This is a genomic window from Aeromonas ichthyocola, from assembly GCF_046087985.1.
In the GTDB taxonomy this organism is placed as follows: Bacteria; Pseudomonadota; Gammaproteobacteria; order Enterobacterales; family Aeromonadaceae; genus Aeromonas; species Aeromonas rivipollensis.
This window is the reverse complement of sequence record NZ_JBJSWH010000008.1, coordinates 24,349-46,695: the sequence shown is the minus strand read 5'-3', so window position 1 is coordinate 46,695 and position 22,347 is coordinate 24,349. Positions and strand designations below refer to the sequence as shown.

At 62.1% G+C, this 22,347-nt stretch carries 21 protein-coding genes, 1 tRNA gene and 1 pseudogene; 12 read left to right on the top strand and 11 right to left on the bottom strand.

The window, feature by feature from the left end; genetic code table 11:
- Positions 1-28: 28 nt before the first annotated feature.
- The 8 genes and pseudogenes from ACF2JD_RS20530 to ACF2JD_RS20495 all read right to left on the bottom strand — a co-directional run bounded on the left by ACF2JD_RS20530 (position 29) and on the right by ACF2JD_RS20495 (position 6,857).
- The gene (locus ACF2JD_RS20530) at positions 29-877 is read right to left on the bottom strand and encodes an HDOD domain-containing protein (RefSeq protein ID WP_440988096.1); all 849 of its coding nucleotides are present in this window, start codon (positions 875-877) and stop codon (positions 29-31) included.
- Between the two features lie 69 nt (positions 878-946).
- Complete coding sequence (locus ACF2JD_RS20525) at positions 947-1,366, bottom strand: META domain-containing protein (RefSeq protein WP_111910846.1); 420 nt, start codon at positions 1,364-1,366, stop codon at positions 947-949.
- Between the two features lie 299 nt (positions 1,367-1,665).
- Positions 1,666-3,027, bottom strand: coding sequence for a molecular chaperone (yegD, locus tag ACF2JD_RS20520; RefSeq protein ID WP_139744718.1), 1,362 nt, complete (start codon positions 3,025-3,027; stop codon positions 1,666-1,668).
- Positions 3,028-3,200: 173 nt separating this feature from the next.
- Positions 3,201-4,164 (bottom strand): annotated as a pseudogene (locus tag ACF2JD_RS20515) (2-hydroxyacid dehydrogenase).
- A gap of 77 nt (positions 4,165-4,241) precedes the next feature.
- Entirely contained in the window at positions 4,242-4,721 is a 480-nt protein-coding gene (locus ACF2JD_RS20510) for a CreA family protein (protein ID WP_338889733.1), read from the bottom strand.
- Positions 4,722-4,741: 20 nt separating this feature from the next.
- Complete coding sequence (locus ACF2JD_RS20505; RefSeq protein WP_440988095.1) at positions 4,742-5,188, bottom strand: Mpo1-like protein; 447 nt, start codon at positions 5,186-5,188, stop codon at positions 4,742-4,744.
- Between the two features lie 231 nt (positions 5,189-5,419).
- Entirely contained in the window at positions 5,420-6,283 is an 864-nt protein-coding gene (locus tag ACF2JD_RS20500) for a hypothetical protein (protein ID WP_440988094.1), read from the bottom strand.
- A gap of 187 nt (positions 6,284-6,470) precedes the next feature.
- Positions 6,471-6,857, bottom strand: coding sequence for a TraR/DksA family transcriptional regulator (locus tag ACF2JD_RS20495; RefSeq protein ID WP_025328724.1), 387 nt, complete (start codon positions 6,855-6,857; stop codon positions 6,471-6,473).
- A gap of 462 nt (positions 6,858-7,319) precedes the next feature.
- Here ACF2JD_RS20495 and ACF2JD_RS20490 point away from each other — a divergent pair, with 462 nt between their 5' ends.
- The 9 genes from ACF2JD_RS20490 to ACF2JD_RS20450 all read left to right on the top strand — a co-directional run bounded on the left by ACF2JD_RS20490 (position 7,320) and on the right by ACF2JD_RS20450 (position 16,723).
- On the top strand, positions 7,320-8,651 hold the full coding sequence (locus tag ACF2JD_RS20490) for a glutamine synthetase family protein (RefSeq protein ID WP_106885487.1): 1,332 nt from the start codon (positions 7,320-7,322) through the stop codon (positions 8,649-8,651).
- Positions 8,652-8,927: 276 nt separating this feature from the next.
- Positions 8,928-10,289 carry an aspartate aminotransferase family protein gene (locus ACF2JD_RS20485; protein WP_163137489.1) on the top strand — a complete coding sequence of 454 codons (1,362 nt, stop codon included), beginning with the start codon at positions 8,928-8,930 and terminating at the stop codon, positions 10,287-10,289.
- 54 nt (positions 10,290-10,343) lie between these two features.
- Positions 10,344-11,441 (top strand): extracellular solute-binding protein, encoded by a 1,098-nt coding sequence (locus ACF2JD_RS20480; protein WP_106885489.1) that lies wholly within the window; start codon positions 10,344-10,346, stop codon positions 11,439-11,441.
- Positions 11,442-11,562: 121 nt separating this feature from the next.
- A complete protein-coding gene (locus ACF2JD_RS20475; protein WP_205598900.1) occupies positions 11,563-12,642 on the top strand; it encodes a polyamine ABC transporter substrate-binding protein in 1,080 nt (359 codons plus the stop codon).
- Positions 12,643-12,718: 76 nt separating this feature from the next.
- The gene (potA, locus tag ACF2JD_RS20470; RefSeq protein WP_005328474.1) at positions 12,719-13,873 is read left to right on the top strand and encodes a polyamine ABC transporter ATP-binding protein; all 1,155 of its coding nucleotides are present in this window, start codon (positions 12,719-12,721) and stop codon (positions 13,871-13,873) included.
- Positions 13,870-14,775, top strand: a complete 906-nt coding sequence (locus ACF2JD_RS20465; protein WP_111910851.1) for an ABC transporter permease subunit — start codon at positions 13,870-13,872, stop codon at positions 14,773-14,775. The genes potA and ACF2JD_RS20465 overlap by 4 nt, the downstream gene beginning before the upstream one ends.
- Positions 14,776-14,848: 73 nt before the next feature.
- Positions 14,849-15,691: an ABC transporter permease subunit gene (locus ACF2JD_RS20460; protein WP_163148364.1), complete on the top strand. Its 843-nt coding sequence runs from the start codon at positions 14,849-14,851 to the stop codon at positions 15,689-15,691.
- 89 nt (positions 15,692-15,780) lie between these two features.
- Positions 15,781-16,506 carry an MOSC domain-containing protein gene (locus ACF2JD_RS20455; RefSeq protein WP_368169266.1) on the top strand — a complete coding sequence of 242 codons (726 nt, stop codon included), beginning with the start codon at positions 15,781-15,783 and terminating at the stop codon, positions 16,504-16,506.
- Between the two features lie 140 nt (positions 16,507-16,646).
- Positions 16,647-16,723, top strand: a tRNA-Pro gene (locus ACF2JD_RS20450).
- 242 nt (positions 16,724-16,965) lie between these two features.
- Here ACF2JD_RS20450 and ACF2JD_RS20445 read toward each other — a convergent pair.
- Complete coding sequence (locus tag ACF2JD_RS20445; RefSeq protein ID WP_111910854.1) at positions 16,966-17,493, bottom strand: AbiTii domain-containing protein; 528 nt, start codon at positions 17,491-17,493, stop codon at positions 16,966-16,968.
- A 123-nt stretch (positions 17,494-17,616) separates the two neighbouring features.
- Entirely contained in the window at positions 17,617-18,081 is a 465-nt protein-coding gene (locus tag ACF2JD_RS20440; protein WP_162519265.1) for a thioesterase family protein, read from the bottom strand.
- A gap of 133 nt (positions 18,082-18,214) precedes the next feature.
- Here ACF2JD_RS20440 and recQ point away from each other — a divergent pair, with 133 nt between their 5' ends.
- Positions 18,215-20,038, top strand: coding sequence for an ATP-dependent DNA helicase RecQ (recQ, locus tag ACF2JD_RS20435; protein ID WP_440988093.1), 1,824 nt, complete (start codon positions 18,215-18,217; stop codon positions 20,036-20,038).
- Between the two features lie 51 nt (positions 20,039-20,089).
- On the opposite strand, the gene ACF2JD_RS20430 is transcribed toward recQ, so the two are convergent.
- Positions 20,090-20,392, bottom strand: a complete 303-nt coding sequence (locus ACF2JD_RS20430) for a c-type cytochrome (protein ID WP_234569595.1) — start codon at positions 20,390-20,392, stop codon at positions 20,090-20,092.
- 104 nt (positions 20,393-20,496) lie between these two features.
- Between ACF2JD_RS20430 and ACF2JD_RS20425 the strand changes: the two genes are divergently transcribed.
- Both ACF2JD_RS20425 and ACF2JD_RS20420 read left to right on the top strand, forming a co-directional pair.
- Positions 20,497-21,924, top strand: coding sequence for a protein adenylyltransferase SelO family protein (locus ACF2JD_RS20425; RefSeq protein WP_440988092.1), 1,428 nt, complete (start codon positions 20,497-20,499; stop codon positions 21,922-21,924).
- 10 nt (positions 21,925-21,934) lie between these two features.
- Positions 21,935-22,222, top strand: a complete 288-nt coding sequence (locus ACF2JD_RS20420; protein WP_404839665.1) for a DUF3630 family protein — start codon at positions 21,935-21,937, stop codon at positions 22,220-22,222.
- Positions 22,223-22,347 lie beyond the last annotated feature (125 nt).

The window sequence follows — 22,347 nt, the reverse complement described above, 5'->3', positions numbered from 1 at the left end:
ATCTACTGCATCAGAGGGTGGCCAGAGGCTACTGGGTCAGGAGGTCGGCGAGGGCATTGCCCTGCTCGTGGAGTTGCTCCAGCTGATCCGCCAGGGTGGCGGGATCCAGCCCGAGCTGGTCGGCCAGCGGCTTGGGGAAGCGCGCTATGATGGTCTGGGCCGATACCCCGGCGTGCCAGGCGAAGGAGACGAAGACGGAGAGCCGGATCAGCACCGCCTCCTTGCTGACCGGATCGTGGGAGAGGGGATCCAGCTGCTGGGCGATGGCATCGACGAAGGAGGCCGACAGGTTCCAGCGCTTCGCCAGCTCGGCGCCGAGCTGGGCATAGTCGTACCCCAGCATCTCCCGCTGGGCCTCGACCCGGCTGCTCCCCTTCTCGATAGCCAGGTTGATGAGCCCGGCCTCCTCCGGCAGGGTGCTCTGGATCAGCAGCTCGCCGATGTTGTGAATGAGGGCGCAGGTGAAGGCGCTCTCCGGATCAACCGCCTTGGTCTGCTGGGCCAGGGTGCGGGCTATGGTGGCGACCTGGAAGGTCTGGGTCCAGAAGCGGTGCTTGTCAAAGCCCGGGGGGGCCTTGAAGCTGCTGATGATGCCGGAGGCGACCACCACGGAGCGCAAGCGGTTGAAGCCGAGGCGGATCACCGCCTGCTCGATGGAGGTCACCTCGTTGCCCCGGCGCAGGGCGGCGGAGTTGGCCATCCGCAGCACCTTGACACTGATCACCTGGTCCATGGCGATCTTGGCCGCGATCTCGTCGATGCGGGCATTCTCATCGTTGAAACTCTGCATCAGCTCGTGCAGCAGCTTCGGGATTGTGGGCAGTTGTTTGATCTTGCCAAACAGGCGATCCATCGACATGGCTGAGGCAGCCTCCATTGCGAACAGTGCCTCATATTGTGCCACAGCTGGGCCAGTTGTTCCTGTCGGCGAGTGGTTTTGTGAGCCCTAGTACACCCAGTCTCGCAGTCTGTATTCCAAACGGTGCCGTTTTCCGGTCAGGATCAGGGTCTGTGGCGTGCCGCTCAGGGTCGCCCCCTCCATCAGGGTGGCGAGTACCGCCTGTTCGATCTGGTCGAGCCGGGGCGGGCAGGCCATGGCCGTGCTGCCGAGGCTGGTAACCCAGAGTCTGTCATCCTCGAGATGGCCCTGGCCGAAGTAGCGGTTGCACCCGGCGATGCCATTGACGGTGAAGTGCTCCCCTATCTCGATGTCGGGGGGATTGATGCGGCTGCTTGGGATGGCCTGGCCATCCAGCTTGTCGAGCACCCAGTGGTGGTGCTGCAGATCTTGCGAGGCGAAGCGGGGAGTACTGCTGCAGGCGCTGAGCAGGATCAGGGCGAGCAGCAGTAGTAGAAATCTGGGCATGGAAGGGGCTCCGGTGATGGGAGCGACAAGCATACCCGTGCCATGGCCCGGGAGGCAGGGCGAGGGGGGGACGGCCCGACCGCTTCTGTCGCCCTCAGGGGAAGGGGGGTGTCGGTAAATGGCAACACCCGCCCCGGGCGAGCCTCGTTTCAGGCAGCAGGGGTCGCCCATGGACCCCTGCCGGTACCTCAGCCGGCGAACAGCCGCTCGGCGTAGCAGGCCAGGCCCGAGGTTATCAAACCGAAGTCATCCCCTCCTTCCAGAGGGGATGTGGTGGGTAGCCTTTGGCGTGTCGGGGATCAGCCGGCGAACAGCCGTTCGGCGTAGCGGGCAAGGCCCGAGGCGACCGAACCGAAGTCATCCCCTCCCTCCAGAGGCACTGCGGGCAGCTTCTGGCGAATGAAGGCCTTGATGAGGGGGGAGCGGGCGCTGCCACCGGTGACGAAGACCCGGTCCGGCGACACGCCGGCGGCGGCGATCGCCTCGTCCATCAGCTCGCCAATCTTCTCCAGCAGGGGGGCCGAGGCACTGGCCAGCTGAGGGCGAGTGAGTTCAGCCTCCAACCCCTTCTCCAGCTCGTTCAGGGTCTGGTGATTGAGCTCATGGTCGGACAGGGCGATCTTGCCCTGCTCGGCGCGCCACACCAGCTGGTGGCTCAGCTTGTGGGCCCGCAGGCTGGCGAGCCGTGAGAGCTTGCTGCCGGGCTGGCTGTCGAGCTGCAGATCCTGCAGCTGGCGGGCGGTATCCAGGCTGTAGAAGCGGCTCTGGGCGCTGACGTCGTTGATGGCGGCCGCGTCCCAGAACAGCGGGTGGGGCAGGGGCTTGCCGGTCTTGAGGGTCTCGTGCATGCCGAGCAGCGGCATCATGCCCTCCACCGTCAGGCGGATGTCGAAGTCGTTGCCGCCGATGCGCTGGCCGCTGTGACCGAGCAGATCGCCGCTGCGATCGAGCCGATCGCGGTGGCTGGGGCCCATGCGCAGCATGGAGCAGTCGGTGGTGCCGCCGCCTATGTCCACCACCAGCACCACGGCATCCTCGGTGAGGCGCGCCTCGAACTCGAAGCCGGCGGCGACCGGCTCGTAGAGAAACTCCACCCGCTCGAAGCCGGCGAGGCGGGCAGCCTCACCCAGGATGGCGATGGCCTGGCGGTTGCTCTCCTCCCCGGCCAGCCCCTGGAAGTTGACCGGGCGACCAATCACCGCCTGGCGCACGGGGGCACCTGTCTGCTGCTCCGCCTCGTGGCGGACGTGCAGCATCATGGCGCAGACGATGTCCTCGAACAGGGCAATCTGGGGCGCCTTGAGGCCGTAGGCCCCGAGGAAGGATTTCGGCGACTTGATGTAGTAACCGTCATCCGGCTCCTCCAGGTAGCGCTCCAGCGCCGCCCCGCCGAAGCTGAGTTCGTCGATGAGCCCCTCTTCGCGCATCTGGCGACGCACCGCCTGGGCCCGGGTCACCACGGGGCCGCGCAGCTTGAGGTATTCCGCTTGCTGGGTGCTGGCCAGCCGTTCGGCCAGCAGGCCGGCGATGGCGTCCCGGTGCGGGGCGTGCAGGGTGGAGGGGAGGTAGTGGGAACCGGAGAGGGTCAGCAGCCTGGGGCTGCCCTGTTCCATCACGGCGACGGCACAGTTGGAGGTACCGTAATCAAATCCGATAAACATGGCGGCCAGGCTCCTGAGTAAAAAAGGGCTGGTAGCCTACCTGATGACGTCGGGTCTCACAACCCGGCGCCATGGTTATTGAGATCGCAGGGTGCAATAGGAGGAGCGGGGCGCCTGTCGGCGCAAAGTACAGAGGGAGTGGCTCCCTCTGTCTTTCATCGCCAGGGGAGGGGTCACTCCACCTCGTTGTCGCTGCGGCCCTGGCTCTCGATGGCCTGGATGTTGCCGAGGGTGGTGTCGGCGATGGCGTGCAGCGCCTCCCGGGTCAGGAAGGCCTGGTGACCGGTGAACAGCACGTTGTGGCAGGCGGAGAGACGGCGGAAGACGTCATCGGTGATCACCTCGTTGGACTTGTCCTCGAAGAAGAGATCTTCCTCCTCCTCGTAGACATCCAGCCCCAGGGCGCCGATGCGGGAGGTCTTGAGGGCCTCGATGGCGGCGTTAGAGTCGAGCAGGCCGCCCCGGCTGGTGTTGATGATCATCACACCGTCCTTCATCTTGGCGAAGGCCTCCTTGTTCAGTAGGTGGTAGTTCTCCTTGAACAGGGGGCAGTGCAGGCTGATGACGTCGGACTGGCGCAGCAGGGTGTCGATGTCCACGTACTCGGCCCCCAGATCGATGGCCGCCTGGCTCGGGTAGGGGTCGCTCACCAGCAGGCGCATGCCGAAGCCCTTGAGGATGCGCAGGGTGGCGATGCCGATCTTGCCGGTGCCTATGATGCCGGCGGTGCGGCCGTGCATGTTGAAGCCGACCAGGCCTTCCAGGGAGAAGTTGGCGTCGCGGGTGCGCTGGTAGGCCTTATGGATGCGGCGGTTGAGGGTCATCATCAGGCCCACAGCGTGTTCGGCGACCGCCTCTGGGGAGTAGGCGGGCACCCGCACCACTTTCAGCCCCAGCTCCTTGGCGGCGACCAGATCCACGTTGTTGTAACCGGCGCAGCGCAGGGCGATCACCTTGGTGCCGTTGGCGGCCAGCTCGGTCAGCACCTCCCGGTCGGCATCGTCATTGACGAACAGGCAGACCTGTCTTGGCCTCCAGCCGCACGTCGAAGAACTCCAGCTCGAAGCCGTACTGGCTGTTGGCCTGATTGAAGTGTTCCTTGTCGTAGCTCTTGGTACTGAAAACGGCGACTCTCATGGTGCGCTCTCCGCAGATAATGATGTGGTTAAATTACAACAAATAGTGACCGTCATCACGGGATAAATGGTGGGGATTCAGCCCCAGGGCATGATGGGGACGGCGCTCACTGCGCTCTTGTACGAACCATCCACCAACTTGGTGCTGTAAGTCAGATAGACAAGGGCATTGCGCTTCTCGTCGTAAAAACGCACCACCTTCTGCTCCTTGAACACCAGCGAGGTGCTGACGTCGAACACCTCTTCCCCGGCTTTGAGCTTGGCGGGCAGGGTGATGGGACCTGTCTGGTGGCACGACAGTGAGGCGTGGGAGGGATCTTCCGCCAGCCCGAGACCGCCCTTGACGCCCCCGGTCTTGGGGCGCGCCAGATAGCAGGCGACGCCGGCTATCTTGGGGTCGTCGAACGCCTCCACCAGGATCTTGTGATTGGGGCCGACCAGCTTGAAGGCGGTGCTCACCTCGCCGACGGGATCGGCCTTGTCGGCCAGCGCCGGACCGGCAAACAGCATGCCCAGCAGCAGAGGCAGGGCGCGAGTGAGGGGGAAATAGTGTGTCATGGTTTCTCCTTTGGACTCCCTCAGTAGGGGATGCCCAAGCGACGATAGAGGCTGGCCAGCACCCAGGCGGGGCCTACCAGCAGAAATTGCAGGTCGGCGAGGAAAGAGGGGCGCTTCCCCTCTATCCGGTGGCCGACGAACTGGGCTACCCAGAGCAGCACGAAGCCGGACAGGGCGGGCCACAGCAAGGGGCCTTGCCAGCTGTGGCAGAGGGCCAGTCCCAGCGCGGTCAGCGCCGCCATTCCCACGAACAGGGCAAACGACAGCTGCAGGTAGAAGGCCAGCACCGGAATGGCAACCAGCGCCGCCCAGTTGAGGGTGGGTGGCAAGGGCCCGGCCGGCAGGCACCAGAGCAGGGCCAGGGTACAGAGGTAGATACCGGGCACCGCCACCTTGTGGATGGCTACATTGACCGGGTGCTGGTGGCTCTGGCCGTAGTCGCTGAACCAGTCGTCGAGTCGTTTCATGGCACCTCCCTGGTGCGGCAGTTGAAACCGGCCCGCTTATTCCCTGCGAGCCGATGGTCAGAGACTAACGCCCTTGTGGCGGCGAATGCTTGGCTGCGTTACTGCCCCTGTCTGGGGGATAGTCCCAACAAATAGGGGTCTGGAATCCCGGCGTTACTGCCCTTGCTTGGGCGGATAGTCCCAGCCCCGGCATTACTGTCCCTGCCTGGGGGGATAGTCCCAGCCCCGGCATTACTGTCCCTGCTTGGGCGGATAGTCCCAATATTGGGCTGGAATGCTCCTGAGCAAGGGGGTCATGTCCGGGTTGGGCAGGGATATGGTGACCCGCTGCTCCAGGTTCGCGCTGGCCAGGGCCTCGCGGATCCTGGGATTCTCGTGGAAGAAGGTCATGAAGCTGCCGTCGGCATAGGCCCGCTCCAGTCCGGTCTGGATCGCCTTGGCCAGCTTGGGGGACTCTGGGCTGACGAAGAAGAACTCGGCGAAGGGGTAGCGGATCAGCAGGTGCTGCTCTATGGCGAGATTGGGGTACTGGGCCGCCAGCTCACGGCGTTCCGCGAAGATCTCCACCAGACCGCGGGGGAAGAAGTCGAGCTTGTCACCGTCGTTGATGAGGCGGAACAGGTTGCTGTAGCGCCCCGCATAGGTCGCTATGCCCGCCTGCTCCAGGATCTTGTTGTCGGCCCAGCCGACCCCCTGTGCCGCTTTCAGCTGCTTGAGATCCGTCAGGGTGTTGACCTGGTTGAACTTCTCCTGGGCATCGCTGTGAATGAACGACAGCCGCAGCCCTTCCAGACCGCGGAACAGCGGAATGGGGACGGGGATCAGGGCGGATTCGAGGGCGCTGGAGGTACCCATCCAGAACACATTGATGGTTTTGCCCTTGCGCAGCTCCTGCTGCAGGGTGAACTGATTGAGATTGAGGTCGACCCGCTCCAGCTTGTAGGGCTGTCCGGCACGGTCGAGTGCCAGCTCCAGCAGCTTGAGCTGGTATTCGCTGTCGAGGTCATTGATCGGTCGGCTGGGGACCTTGACGGTGAGAGTCTGCGCCTGTGCCAGCAGCGGCAGGCACAAACACAGCTTGATGAGCCATTTCACGCTCTGATCTCCTGTAGAGTCCGGGACTTGCCCGGAGTCTAACAGAAGTTGTCACGCTCTTGCTGTGAAGCCGCAAACAAGGTTCATGTGCAGCCCGGCATGCTCGTCTGTCTACACGGACGCCGGTGCCTGCACACTGCCTTGCCAGCGGCCCGGTGCGACAAGGTGGTGACGGTTCACTGGCGCATCAGGCGACGCGGCGGAACACGTGGGTATCGTTGAATTCCTTGGTGCTCTGGCACTCGACGCAGAAGCGGGACTCAGGACGAGCCTGCAGCCGCTTGAGGGAGATCTCGTCACCGCAGGACTCGCAGTAACCAAAGTCCCCTTCATTGATGCGTCTCAGCGCCCCTTTCAGCTTGCGCAGATGCAGCTTGTCGTGCTCGATGCGGTTCAGCTCCAGACGGCGGGCCTCCTCGATGCTGGCACGATCAATTTCATCGGCCATCTCGTTGGTATCGGTGGCGATGGCCTGGCTGGCTTGGGAGTTGAGACGCTCTTCGAGCTCGAGGATTTGTCGCTCGATCTGACCCTTGTAAAAGGCCAGTTGGTCTTCAGTCATGAAATCACACATAGGGTTTGCTACCAGTCAGTTTCCCAATTTTTCCCATTTATGGGGGCTTTAGGCCCGCAGACCAAGCCCCTGTAGTCCGATTTGCACCAAATCCATGCAGGAGAGTGCAAATCAGGGCGGGCCTTGTACCAAAAAAATGCAGGTATGCAAAGAGAATTGGATAAGGATTGTGCGCCCTTGCAAAGAAATGGGCCCGCTCCGACAGGGGCTGACTGAGTATCGAGCAGGTTATGTCCAGCCTTGGCATCGTGCTTGCAGTGAGCTGATCGTGACACAGAGTGTTTAGTATTTGGTGCCGCATTGGTCATTATATCGGCCATTGTTTATAGTTTTTTAAACACCACTGCTTGACAAAGGCCTTTATCACGGGCTTTTATGGTGAGGTCGATTACATTTTCTTAACAAGGGTGTTCCTTATATTAGACACCCTTGCCAATGACAACCGTAGAGTCGGGGTTTAACATGGACAGTATCAAGGGCTGGATGGAGAGCAATCGCATCACGGAAGTGGAGTGCCTGTTCCCGGATTTCACCGGCAATGCCCGAGGCAAGATCATTCCAGCCAACAAGTTTCTGCGCGAAGGGGGCATGCGGCTGCCCGAGGTCATCTTCACCCAGACGGTTACCGGCGAGTACCCGGATGACGACAGCATGATTGACCCGCTGGAGCGGGACATGCAGCTCTATCCCGATCCCAACACCATTCGTTTCGTGCCCTGGGCACTGGAGCCCACGGCTCAGGTGATCCACGACTGTTTCGACATCAATGGCAAGCTGATCGACATAGCGCCGCGCTCCGTGCTGCGCCGGGTCCTGTCATTTTACGAGAAGCAGGGCTGGAAGCCGGTGGTGGCCCCCGAGCTCGAATTCTATCTGGTCAAGCGCAATGAAGACCCCGACTATCCGCTGGTGCCGCCGGTGGGCCGCAACGGCCGCCCCGAGACGGCTCGCCAGTCGTTCAGCATAGATGCGGTCAACGAATTCGATCCCATCTTCGAGGACATGTACGACTACTGCGAGGCCCAGGAGCTGGAGGTAGACACCCTGATCCACGAGTCCGGCGCCGCCCAGATGGAGATCAACTTCCTGCACGGTGACGCCATTGATCTCGCCGACCAGGTGTTCCTGTTCAAGCGCACCATGCGGGAAGCGGCACACCGTCACGGCATCTATGCCACCTTCATGGCCAAGCCCATGAGCGATGAGCCGGGCTCCGCCATGCACATCCACCAGAGCCTGGAAGATGCCGAGGGGCGCAACCTGTTTGGCACCAGCGAAGGGGGCAACTCCGAGCAGTTCATGCACTTCATCGCCGGCCTGCAGAAGTACACCCCGGCGGTGACCGCCCTGCTGGCGCCGAACGTCAACTCCTACCGCCGCCTCACCTTCGGCGAGAGCGCGCCGCGCAACGTGCAGTGGGGCGTGGAAAACCGCACCTGCGGCCTGCGGGTGCCCTTCTCCGAGCCGAGCGCGCGCCGGGTCGAAAACCGCTTCGCCGGTGCCGACGCCAATCCCTATCTGGCGCTGGCCGCCACCCTGGCCTGCGGCTACCTCGGCATGCTGGAGAAGCTGGAGCCGATGCAGGAGATGAAGGCGAGTGCCTATGACCTGCCCTACAGCCTGCCCCGTTCCCTGGAGGAGTCGCTCAGCCATCTGGAGCAGTGCGAGCCCATCAAGGACATGCTGGGGGAGCGCTTCATTCGCGCCTTCGTCGCGGTCAAGCGCAAGGAGTACGAGACCTACTTCGGGGTGATCAGCCGCTGGGAACGGGAATTCCTACTGCTGAACGTCTGACCCGTCTCGGGAGGGGCGCAGATCCCTCCCGTCACTCTCAAAGCAAGATGGCACTGGCTCGTGAGGGGCGGCTGATGGCGCCCGCTCGCGGCCGCACTGTGCCCGTGGGCCAGCCGCCCTCAGCAATTGACGAACAAACATCGCTCAGATCGAAGGAACCGAGGAGCAAGCAACGCAGCATTCCGCCCGTGAGTAACAGTGACCGGGAGAGTGCCAGCCGCCCTCAGCAATTGACGAACAAACATCGCTTAAATCGAAGGAACCGAGGAGCAAGCAATGAAGCAGACCACCCGCGAGTGGCAGCAACTGGATGCCAGCCACCACCTGCATCCCTTTACCGACTTTCAGGCCCTGAACAAGAAGGGCAGCCGCATCATCACCAAGGCCGAGGGGGTCTATCTGGAAGACTCCGACGGGCGCCGCATCCTGGACGGGATGGCGGGCCTGTGGTGCGTCAACCTGGGCTATGGCCGCCAGGAGCTGGTGGATGCCGCCACCAAACAGATGCAGCAACTGCCCTATTACAACCTCTTCTTCCAGACCAGCCATCCCCCCGCCGCCGAACTGGCGACCCTGCTGGCCGAGATCACGCCGCCCCATCTCAACCACGTCTTCTTCACCGGCTCGGGCTCGGAGTGCAACGACACCGTGCTGCGCATGGTGCGTCACTACTGGGCCAGCAAGGGGCAGCCCGACAAGCAGGTGATCATCAGCCGCCACAACGCCTATCACGGCTCCACGGTGGCGGGCGCCAGTCTGGGGGGCATGAAGGGCATGCACGCCCAGGGTGGCCTGCCCATTCCCGGCATAGTCCACATCGATCAGCCCTATCACTTCGGTGAAGGTGAGGGCATGAGCGCCCACGAGTTCGGCCTGGCCCGTGCCCGCCAGCTGGAAGAGAAGATTCTGGAGCTGGGGGTGGACAAGGTGGCGGCTTTCATCGGCGAGCCTATCCAGGGGGCCGGCGGCGTCATCATTCCCCCCGACAGCTACTGGCCCGAGATCCAGCGTATCTGTGACAAGTACGGCATCCTGCTCATCGCCGACGAGGTGATCTGCGGTTTCGGTCGCACCGGCCACTGGTTCGCCAGCGAAGGCTTCGGCATCAAGCCTGACCTCATGTGTCTGGCCAAGGGCATCACCTCGGGTTACCTGCCGATGGGAGCCGTGATGGTGGGGGACAGGGTCGCCAGGGTGCTGGTGGAAGAGGGGGGCGAGTTCAACCACGGCTTCACCTATTCCGGTCATCCGGTGGCCTGCGCCGTGGCCATTGCCAACATCCAGCTTATGCAAAGTGAGAGCATAGTTAAGCGCGTTCATGATAGTATCGGCCCCTATTTGCAGCGCCGCTGGAGCGAGCTTGCCGATCACCCGCTGGTGGGAGAAACCCGGGGAAAAGGCCTGGTTGCCGCGTTGGAAATAGTCCAGGACAAACAGACGAAACGTCGTTTCCCGGCCGAACTGCACGCCGGGATGACCTGTCGGGAGTTCTGTTTTAACAATGGCTTGGTGATGAGGGCTGTCGGCGATACCATGATCATATCGCCCCCCTTGGTGATCACCGAGGAACAGGTGGATGAATTGGTCAAACTGGCCAGGCTCAGTCTGGATCTGACGGCTGCAAAGCTGCAGGAATAGGCTGAAACCGGGCAGATTGGCTTACGCATACAATTTGCTTAGGAGACAAGGACTATGTCTTTTAAAAAGGGAATGATGGCTGCTTCCGTGGCGCTGGTCATGATGAGTACCGGGGCGATGGCCGACGAGAAGGTGCTGCACGTCTATAACTGGAGCGATTACATCGCGCCGGATACGCTGGAAAACTTCCAGAAGGAGACGGGCATCAAGGTGGTGTATGACGTGTTCGACAGCAACGAGGTGCTGGAAGCCAAGTTGCTGGCGGGCAGTTCGGGTTATGACATCGTCGTGCCGTCCAACCCCTTCCTGGCCAAGCAGATCAAGGCAGGTGTCTTCCAGAAGCTGGACAAGTCCAAACTCTCCAACTGGCAGAACATGGATGTCGATCTGCTCAAGGCGCTCGAACCGAGCGATCCGGGCAACCAGTACTCCATCCCTTACCTGTGGGGCACCATTGGCTACGCCTACAACGCCGAGAAGGTGAAGGCCGTGCTGGGTGCCGATGCGCCGGTCAACTCCTGGGATCTGGTGTTCAAGCCGGAGAACATGGCCAAGTTGAAGGAGTGCGGTGTCTCCTTCCTCGACTCGCCGACCGAAATGCTGCCGGCCGCCCTGCAATACCTGGGCTTCAAGCCGGATAGCCAGAAGCCGGACGAGTTGAAGAAGGCTGAGGAGCTGTTCCTCTCCATCCGCCCCTATACCGCCTACTTCCACTCCTCCAAGTACATTTCGGATCTGGCCAACGGCAACCTGTGCGTGGCGGTGGGTTACTCAGGTGACCTGCAGCAGTCCAAGGCACGTGCCGCCGAAGCCAAGAACGGTGTCAGTCTGACTTACACCATTCCGAAAGAGGGGGCTGGCAGCTTCTTCGACATGATCGCCATCCCGGCGGATGCCAAGAACGTCGAGGCAGCCCACACCTTCATCAACTATCTGATGAAGCCGGAAGTGATCGCGAACATCACCAACGTGGTGCAGTTCCCGAACGGCAACAAGGCAGCCACCCCGCTGGTGGACGAGGCGATCCGTACCGATCCGGGCATCTACCCGACGGCGGACACCCTCAAGAAGATCTACACCTTCCCGGATCTGCCGGCCAAGGTGCAGCGTCTGATGACCCGCAGCTGGACCAAGATCAAATCAGGTAAGTAAGTGACGAGTACCCCTCCCGGTCCGCAGTTCGGCCGGGAGGGTGGTGACCACCCGACAGGTTGGACGGCGCGTATGGATGCGCGACTGGCAAAATCACACAAACGAGGACTGATAAGTGCACATGACCAAGATGGCAACGCTGGCCCTGACCCTGGGGTTTGCAAATCTGACCCAGGCAGCCCCTGTGGTTCACTTTTACAACTGGTCCGATTATATCGGCGAGACCACCCTCAGTGACTTTCAGCAGAAGACCGGGATCAAGACCGTCTACGACGTGTTTGATTCCAACGAGACGCTGGAGGGCAAGCTGCTGACCGGACGAACCGGTTACGATCTGGTCGTGCCTTCCAACAATTTCCTGGCCAAGCAGATCCAGGCGGGGGCTTTCCAGAAGCTGGATCCCGCCCTGCTGCCCAATCTGGCCAATCTGGATCCCCTGCTGCTCAAGCAGCTCGACAAGGTGGATCCGGGTCATCAGTACGCCGTGCCCTATCTGTGGGGCACCAACGGCATCGGTTACAACGTCGACAAGGTCAAGGCGGCACTCGGGGTCGACAAGATTGACTCCTGGGCCATCATCTTCGAACCGGAAAACATGAAGAAGCTCTCCCATTGCGGGGTGGCCTTCCTCGACTCGGCGGACGAGATGATCCCGGCAGCCCTGAACTACCTCGGCCTCAACCCCAACAGCCACGATCCTGCGGATCTCAAGCGTGCCGAAGAGCAGTTGCTCAAGGTGCGCCCCTATGTGACCTACTTCCACTCCTCCAAGTACATAGGGGATCTCGCCAATGGCGACATCTGTGTGGCGGCGGGGTTCTCCGGTGACATACTGCAGGCGGCGGCCCGGGCCGACGAGGCGGGCAAGGGGATCAAGATTGCCTACAGCATCCCCAAGGAAGGGGGCAATCTGTGGTTCGACATGATGGCGATCCCCTCCGATGCCACCAACGTCAAAGAGGCTCACGCCCTGATCAACTACATTCTCGAGCCGCAAGTGATCGCCAAGGTGAGCGACTACGTGGGCTACGCGAACCCGAACATCAAGGCGGGAGAGTTCATGGACAAGGCCGTGCGCGATGACGAGTCAGTCTATCCCCCCCAGGCGGTGCTGGAGCGTCTGTATGTGCAGGAAGCACATCCCCGCTCGGTGCAGCGCCTGATCACCCGGAGTTGGACCAAGATCAAGTCCGGAACCTAACCTTGGCGCCCATCCCGGGGCGCCAGATTGTATTGATGGATCGGCCCCGGCCGGTATCACCTTTGGGAGTTTGGTAATGGCGATAGCCTCCAGTGCCTACAAGAAAGCCCTCGAGGGCAGCCAGCAGCGTAAAGAAGTGCTGGTCAAAATAGACAGGGTAAGCAAGCAGTTCGACGAAACGCTGGCGGTCGATAACGTGTCTCTCAACATCCACAAGGGCGAGATCTTCGCCCTGCTGGGTGGTTCAGGCTCCGGCAAGTCCACCTTGCTGCGGATGCTGGCCGGGTTCGAGCGCCCCACCGAGGGGCGGCTGTTCCTGGATGGGGTCGACATTACCGACATGCCGCCCTATGAACGTCCCATCAACATGATGTTCCAGTCCTACGCCCTGTTTCCTCATATGACGGTGGCGCAGAACATCGCCTTCGGCCTCAAGCAGGATGGCCTGCCCAAGGCGGAGGTCGACGCCCGGGTGGAGGAGATGCTCAAGCTGGTGCAGATGACCCAGTATGCCCGTCGCAAGCCGCACCAGCTCTCCGGCGGTCAGCGCCAGCGGGTCGCCCTGGCCCGCTCTCTGGCCAAGCGCCCCAAGCTGCTGCTGCTGGATGAGCCCATGGGGGCGCTGGACAAGAAGCTGCGCTCCAAGATGCAGCTGGAGCTGGTGGAGATCATCGAGCGAGTCGGCGTAACCTGCGTCATGGTGACCCACGATCAGGAAGAAGCCATGACCATGGCGGAACGGATCGCCATCATGCACCTGGGTTGCATCGAGCAGATCGGCAGCCCGATGGACATCTACGAAACCCCGGCCAGCAGGCTGGTGTGCGAGTTCATCGGCAACGTCAACCTGTTTGACGGCCTGCTGGTGGAAGATGAGCAGGACCACGCCACCATCGCCTGCGCGGATCTGGAGCAGCCCATCTACGTGGGCCACGGCATCAGCTCCCGTGCCGAGAACAAGAAGGTGACCTACGCCCTGCGGCCGGAAAAATTGCTGATGAGTCTGCACAAACCGGAGGAGATCGAGCATCCGGACTTCAACTGGACCAAGGGTGAGGTCTATGACATCGCCTATCTGGGCGGCCACTCGGTTTATCACATCCAGCTGCCCTCGGGCAAAATCGTTCAGGCTTTCATCGCCAATGCCGAACGCCACGGCAAGCGGCCAACCTGGGATGACCAGGTGTTCCTCTATTGGGAAGATGACAGCGGCGTGGTGCTGCAATCATGAAGGCATTGAGACGACTCAAGCAGTTGGGGGGACGCCAGCTGGTGATCGGCATCCCCTTCTTCTGGCTGTTCCTCTTCTTCCTGCTGCCCTTCATCATAGTGGTGAAGATCAGCTTCGCCGAAGCGGATGTGGCTATCCCGCCCTACACCGACGTGGTGACCTGGGCAGACAATCAGCTCACCATCTTGCTCCACATGGGCAACTACCTGCTGCTGCAGGAGGATGAGCTCTACATAGCGGCCTATCTGGGCTCCCTCAAGATGGCCTTCATCAGCACCCTGCTGTGCCTGCTGATCGGCTATCCCATGGCCTACTCCATAGCGCGGGCCAACAAGGAGACCCAGACAGTTCTGCTGTTGCTCATCATGATGCCGACCTGGACCGCCATCCTGATCCGGGTCTACGCCTGGATGGGCATCCTCAGCAACAACGGCCTGCTCAACAGCTTCTTGCTGGGGATAGGGGTGATAGACGAGCCCTTGCAGATCCTCAACACCAACCTGGCGGTCTACATCGGCATCGTTTACTCCTACCTGCCGTTCATGGTGCTGCCGCTCTACGCCAACCTGGTCAAACACGATCAGAGCCTGCTGGAAGCGGCCTCCGATCTCGGTGCCCGCAACCTGACCCGGTTCTGGCAGATCACTGTGCCACTCTCCAAGAACGGCATCATCGCCGGTTGCATGCTGGTCTTCATCCCTGTGGTGGGCGAGTTCGTCATCCCCGAGATGCTGGGCGGCCCCGAGACTCTGATGATAGGCAAGGTGCTGTGGCAGGAGTTCTTCAACAACCGCGACTGGCCGGTGGCGTCCGCCCTGGCGGTGGTGATGCTGGCGGTGCTGATAGTCCCCATCATCCTGTTCAACCGCAACCAGGCGAAAGAGCTGGAGGGCAAGGTATGAAGAAGGCGTTGCTGATAGTCCCTGCATCCATCCTGTTCAACTGCAACCAGACAAGCGTATTGGAGGGTCAGGCATGAGACGTCTCGGTTTTTCCAAGCTGATGCTGTGGCTGGGGCTGCTGTTTATCTACCTGCCCATGGTCATCATGGTCATCTACTCCTTCAACGCCTCCAAGCTGGTGACGGTATGGGGGGGCTGGTCACTCAAGTGGTACTTCGGTCTGCTCGACAACAAACAGTTGATTGGGTCCGTGTTCCGCTCCCTGGAGATCGCCTTCTACACCGCCATAGCCGCGGTGGCGCTGGGGACTGTGGCCGCCTTCGTGCTGACCCGGATCCCGCACTTCCGTGGTCGCACCCTGTTCGGTGGCATGGTGACGGCGCCCCTGGTGATGCCAGAGGTGATCACAGGTCTGTCGCTGCTGCTGCTGTTCGTGGCCATGGCCCAGCTGGTGGGCTGGCCCGCCGAGCGGGGCATGCTGACCATCTGGATTGCCCACACCACCTTCTGTACCGCCTACGTGGCGATAGTGGTGTCGGCGCGGCTGCGGGAGCTGGATCTCTCCATCGAGGAGGCGGCCATGGATCTCGGCGCCAAGCCGTGGAAGGTGTTCTTCCTCATCACCATCCCCATGATAGCTCCGTCGCTGGCGGCGGGCGGCATGATGTCGTTCGCCCTGTCGCTGGATGATCTGGTGCTGGCGAGCTTCGTCTCAGGTCCGGGTTCCACTACCCTGCCGATGGAGGTGTTCTCGGCGGTGCGGCTCGGGGTGAAACCCGAGATCAACGCGGTGGCCAGCCTGATCCTGTTGTCGGTGTCGCTGTTCACCTTCGGCAGCTGGTACCTGATGGCGAGGGCGGAGAAACGCCGCCGCGCCGAGATTGCCATGACCACCCAGATGCAGGCCGTCGCCTGACCCCGGGGCTGTTGAGGCAGTAACACGGCTTGCGCCGACGGCTCAACAGCCCCTAAGATCCGCATTCTCTCATCCGTCAGGAGCATGGAATGCGGATCTCCCTCTTTATCGGCCAGAGCGCCGAGATGAATGCCGAACTCGCCCCCGGACTCGTCAGTGCCATCGAAAAGCATGTGGCAGGCCATCCCCTGTGGTGCAGCTTCTCGGGCCTGGAGGGAGATGAGCAGAGCGACCAGCGTCATCACGGCGGCCCGGATCGCGCCCTGCACTATTATCCTGCGGATCACTACCCCTGGTGGAAGACCTGGCAAACCGCGCTGGGCCTGCCTGCCCCCCGAGCTCCCTGGCAGCCGGCGGCCTTTGGTGAAAACCTCTCCGGCCTCGGCTTGACCGAAACGCAAGCCTGTATCGGCGATGTCTATCGCCTCGGCGAGGCGCTCATCCAGATCAGCCAGCCGAGATCTCCCTGCTTCAAGCTCAATCAGCGCTTTGGCTACCCGCACCTCTCCCAGGTGATGCAGCTCAACGGCCGCTGCGGCTGGTTGCTGCGGGTGCTGGAGGAGGGGCGCGTGGCCCCGGTGGATGAGCTGCTGCTGATGGACAGGCCCTATCCCGAGCTGACGGTGAAGCGCACCGCCGACATCCTGTTCAACCAGACCCGCCACGAAGGGGACCTGCAACTGCTGCTGGAGAACCCGGCGCTCTCTCCCAACTGGCGCCAGCATGCGGCCCACTGGCTGGAGCACGGGGTCGTTGCCGATTGGAGTCGACGTCTGCTGGGACCGGCCGAGTTTCAGCTGCCGCCAAAAGCGTAACTGAGTACCGGGACGAGCCCGGCGCCCCTTATCGCCATGAAACGCTGGATTATTGAGCGTAAAGCCCTTTTTTTGTGGCGAAAGCAAAAAAAGGCTTGTGTCATGTCGGGGCTTTCGGTAAATTCTCGCCCCGCAGACATCGGTGTGTAGCGCAGCTTGGTAGCGCACTTCGTTCGGGACGAAGGGGTCGGAGGTTCGAATCCTCTCACACCGACCACATTAGAAAAGGCCGCTCATCGAGCGGCCTTTTCGCATTTGGATTTTGCCTTTGCCGTTCTCGGTAGACGGGGCAGGAGCGGTATACGGGGTCGATTGCCTGGTGCTGAATGCCGCCCATTAAAAGGGCCACCGCTCGGTGGCCCCACAGGTGGAGTCTGATCCTGACTCCGGCACTCTAGATTGTGGCAATCTCGTTGTGGGTCTTGTCGATGGTGCCCTCCTTGCGCCCTGGGCGCATGATCAGATATGCCAGTGTTGATGCCGCAATGCCTTGAAGCCGTGCTGAGTTTGCAGAGCCGCATGCTTGGGGTACTCACTAATGAAATGTGCTATTCCCTCCATCAGTTGTGACCGCAGAGAAGACACGGGCTCGTGCCAGGCCTGCAGGCAGAGATGGCCGGGGATCAACTGCTCTCGATACGCTTCCAGCAGCTGTTCTGGCCAGGGCTCGATATGGGAATCATGATGCAGTAAATAGTGGACGGCGGGTTCACGGGCATAGATGAACTGAACTTGGGCCAGGTCGCGTTGGCTGAGCGTTTGGCTGCCGATGTGGCAAGTCAAATATTTCCCCGTCTTCAGATTCAGGAAGTGACCGCGTTGCCGACAGGCAATGATGCGATACCAAGGCAGGGGTGAACAGAGAGAATACCCCTTCAGCTCCTGTTCCAACCAGTGACGGCACTCGGGCGTCTGCACCTCTTCGCGCATGGACTCGAGCTGTGTCAACAAGGCTCTGGATGGTTGGGTAGCCAGCATCGCGCTCATCGTCTGCAATCCTCCCTCTGCACACAATCCCGACTTCCAGTATGGACCCTGGCCGGTGGCGGGGGTAACAATTCTAATGATTAAAATCAGCTTAGAAGCGCACTTTTTATGCAATAAAGGCCATTAGCCGACCAGGTAGGTGCCGGTGCCAAAGGCGATATGAGTCCCTTCTTCGTTGTGCAGTTCCATACGGGCGACGGCGACCTTGCTGCCCGCCCGTATGATATGGGCGGTGGCGATGAATTCGTTGCCGCGACCGGGCCGCAGATAGTCGACCCTCAGATCTATGGTGCCGAGGCGGGAGAAACGCTCCTTGAGGTAGCTGGGGGAGAAGTCCTCCAGCTCGTCGATGCAGGAGGCGGCGACTATCATGCCGCCCGCCACGTCCAGCAGGCTGGCGGTGACACCGCCGTGCAGTATGTTGTGAAAGGGGTTGCCGATCAGCTTGTCATCCATCTTGATGCGCAGCTCCACCTTCTCGAAGTCATAGTGGGTCACCTGCATGCCGATGAGCTTGTTGAACGGCATCTTCTCGGCGAACAGATTGGCAATGCCACTGAGCGCCATCTTCTTCAACATCTGTTTCATTCTCTGATACCGATCCCTGTCATCAAAGCCGAGTAAAAACTCCAGCCAGTCTGCAACACTTCCTTAACAGTCGCAATGGCAGGTTTATTGTGGGCGGCGGCTGCTTTAGAATGGCGACCCCAAAGGAGAGCCCATGACCGCCATTGCCGACACCTTGCCCGATACCCCCCTTGCCCTGCTGCAGGCGGTCTTCGGCTACCAGCAATTTCGGCCTGGCCAGCTCGAGATCATCGAACAGATAGTGGGGGGGCGCGATGCCCTGGTGCTCAAACCCACAGGTGGCGGCAAGTCGCTCTGTTACCAGATCCCGGCGCTGCTGCGGCCCGGGCTCGGGGTGGTGGTCTCCCCCCTTATCTCGCTGATGAAGGATCAGGTGGACAGCCTGCGCGCCAACGGCGTGGCGGCTGTCTACATCAACTCGGCCCTGAGCCGGGAAGAGATGATCCAGAACTTTGCCGCCATGCGTCGCGGCGAGATCAAGCTGGTCTATGTCTCCCCCGAGCGGCTGCTGCAGCACGAGTTTCTGGATCGGCTGGCAGAACTGCCCCTCGGGCTGTTCGCCATCGACGAGGCCCACTGCGTCTCCCAGTGGGGCCACGATTTTCGCCCCGAATACGCGGCGCTGGGGCGGCTCAAGCAGTGGTTCCCCCAGGTGCCCGTGGTGGCGCTCACCGCCACCGCCGACGAGGCGACCCGCAGCGACATGTTGCATCGCCTCGAGCTGAACGACCCCTTCATTCACACCGCCAGCTTCGACAGACCCAATATCCGCTACAGCCTGGTGGAGAAGTTCAAGGGGGCGGAGCAGCTGCTGCGTTACGTGCAGAGCCAGAAGGGCAACTGCGGCATCGTCTACTGCTCCAGCCGCAACCGGGTGGAGGAGGTGGCCGAGCGGCTCTCCCGTCACGGCTGCAAGGCGGCCCCTTATCATGCGGGCCTGCCGCTGGAGCAGCGGTTGCGCACCCAGGATGCCTTCCTCAAGGACGACGTCGAGATAGTGGTGGCGACGGTGGCGTTCGGCATGGGCATCGACAAGCCCAACGTGCGCTTCGTGGTGCACTACGACATCCCCAAGAACATCGAATCCTACTATCAGGAGACGGGGCGGGCCGGCCGTGACGGCACCCCGGCCGAGGCGCTGCTGCTCTACGATCCCGCCGACATAGGCCGGGTGCGGCGCCTGCTCGACAACATCGAGAACCCGCAGCAGCTGCAGGTGGAACAGTACAAGCTGAACGTGATGGCGGCCTTCGCCGAGGCGCAGACCTGCCGTCGTCAGGTGCTGCTCAACTACTTCGGCGAGTACAACGACAAGCCGTGCGGCAACTGCGACATCTGCCTGGATCCACCCAAGAGCTACGATGGCACCGAAGACGCCCAGAAGGCGCTCTCCTGCGTCTGGCGGGTGGGGCAGAACTTCGGGGTGGGTTATGTGGTGGAGGTGCTCAGGGGCTCGCTCAACCAGCGCATCAAGGATCACGGCCACGACAAGCTGTCGACCTACGGCATCGGCAAGGATCAGAGCCACGAGTACTGGATGAGCGTGATCCGCCAGCTGATCCACAAGGGACTGCTGACCCAGAACATCACCCGCAACCTGGTGTTGCAGCTGACCGAGGCGGCCCGCCCCGTGCTGCGCGGCGAGACGACGCTGGCCCTGGCGGTGCCGCGGCTGCAGCCCATCTCCAGCCGCAAGGAGAAGCGGAGCGGCCTGCTCGACAATGCCAACTACGACAAGCGGCTGTTCAAGGAGCTGCGGGCCCTGCGCAAGCAGATCGCCGAGGATGAAGAGGTGCCGCCCTATGTGGTGTTCAACGACGCTACCCTGGTGGAGATGGCCCAGCTGATGCCGATGACCGAGGACGAGATGCTGGCCATCAACGGTGTCGGCCACCGCAAGCTGGAGCGCTTCGGTGAAGCCTTTATGGACCTTATCATCGAGTATTGCCGCCGGTAGGGTCGATTAGCGCAGCGTAATCGACCGCATCGTGGATAGGGCGTCGCCAGGCTACTTCAAGCTGGCGTAATAGGCCGCCAGGTTCTCCATGTCCGCCTCGTTCAGCATCGCCATGAAGGGGGCCATCAGCGGCTCGGTGCGGCTGCCCTCCTTGAAGGCTTTCATCTGTTTCAGCAGATAGGCAGCGTTCTGGCCGGCCAGATGGGGATAGACGGGGACGGTCGCCTTGCCATCCACCCCGTGACAGGCGGCGCAGACAGCCGCCTTGGCCTTGCCCGCTTCGATGTCGGCGGCCTTGGCCTGATGTCCCCAGGCCAGTGCCAGCAGGGGCAGGGCATATATCCATTTTTGCATTGTTTTCTCCGTGAAATGAAATAGCGCGATCGCCTGTTAGCCTGTGCGGGCAGACGGCGGTATAAAGAGTGACACGAGCATACGCAGGGACGAACCACGCCACCATGAAGTTGATCAACACTTTCGCCACCGAACTGCCCTGGGCCTGCGAGCCCGTGGCCCCTCAGCCCCTGCGTGAGCCCAGGCTGCTGCACCTCAATCAGGAGCTGCTGCGGGAGCTGGGGCTGGACGGGGTCGCCGAGGCGGACTGGCTCGCCTGCTGCGGGCAGGGGCAGCCGTTGCCGGGCATGCAGCCGGTGGCCCAGGTCTATGCGGGGCACCAGTTCGGTGGCTACAGCCCCCGGCTCGGCGATGGTCGTGCCCTGCTGCTGGGGGAGCAGCAGGCGCCGGACGGCCAGCGCTGGGATCTGCACCTGAAGGGGGCGGGCAAGACGCCCTTCTCCCGCTTCGGTGACGGCCGCGCCGTGCTGCGCTCCAGCATCCGCGAATACCTCGCCTCCGAGGCGCTCCATGCCCTCGGCATCCCGACCACCCGAGCCCTGGTGCTGGTGGGCAGTGACGAGCCGGTCTACCGGGAGCAGGTCGAGAGCGGGGCGACAGTGCTGCGCACAGCGCCTAGCCACCTGCGCTTCGGCCACTTCGAATATTTCGCCTGGAGTGGCCAGGGGGAGAAGATCCCCGCCCTCATCGACTATGCGCTGCGCCATCATTTCCCCGAACTGGAGAGCGGTGCCGAGTTGTTCGCCGAGGTGGTGCGGCGCACCGCGCGCCTCATCGCCAAGTGGCAGGCGGCGGGCTTCTGCCACGGGGTGATGAACACAGACAACATGTCCCTGCTCGGGCTGACCCTGGATTACGGCCCCTACGGCTTCATCGACGCCTATGTGCCCGACTTTGTCTGCAACCACTCGGATCCGGGTGGTCGCTACGCCCTGGATCAGCAGCCGGCGGTGGGTTACTGGAACTTGCAGAAGCTGGCCCAGGCGTTGGCGGATCAGGTGGATGGCGAGGCCCTGGCGGCGGCCCTGGCCCAGTACGAGCATCAGCTGATGTTGCACTACTCCGAACTGATGCGTGAAAAACTGGGGCTGGAAAGCTGGGAGGATGAAGACCCGGCCCTGTTCCGCCAGCTGTTCCAGCTGCTGGCGGCACATCGGGTGGACTATCACCTCTTCCTGCGCCGTCTGGGTGAGCTGACGTCTCAGGGAGAGTGGCCCGCCTCCCTGCTGGCGCTGCTGCCGGATCCCGCCCCCTGGCAGGGATGGCTCGACGCCTATCGGGCCCGGCTGGCCCGGGAAGGGAGCCAGGATGCGGCACGCAAGGCGCAGATGGACGCCGTCAATCCCAAGTACGTGCTGCGCAATGCCCTGGCCCAGCAGGTGATAGACGCCGCCGAGACGGGGGACATGGTACCGTTCGAGCGGCTGTTTGCTGCCCTGCAGCACCCCTATGACGAGCAGCCGGAATACGAGGATCTGGCGACCCCGGTTCCCCAGTGGTACTGCGGTGGCGAGCTCTCTTGCAGCAGTTGAGGAGTGAAGGATGAACTGGCGGGTAACGCAGGTGGATGCCGAGTCGGCAGTGCTGCTGCTGACCTGTCCCGGGCTCTGCTGGGACAACTTCCCGGCCCTGGCCGAGGAGCTGGTCGAGGGGTGGGAGCTTATCCCGCTCGAGCGGGAGTGGGGGGCGGATCGCCACAGCTGGCTGCTGGAGTTCGAAGGCAGCCGGTTGCGGCTGGAGTATGAGCAGCACAGCGGCTGCTGGCTGGAGGCGACACACCCGGACGACAGGGAGGTGGTGCTCTGGCTGGGTCGGCAATATGGGGCATGAGCCCTGGCCTATGGTGGCTGCCGGGTCTGTCGCACAAGCATTGAATTTCCGGCCTGGGGTCTGTGGCGTCGCGCCCTTCGACCATGATTGCCGCAGGCTGAACCAGCAGCATAAGGATTGAACTA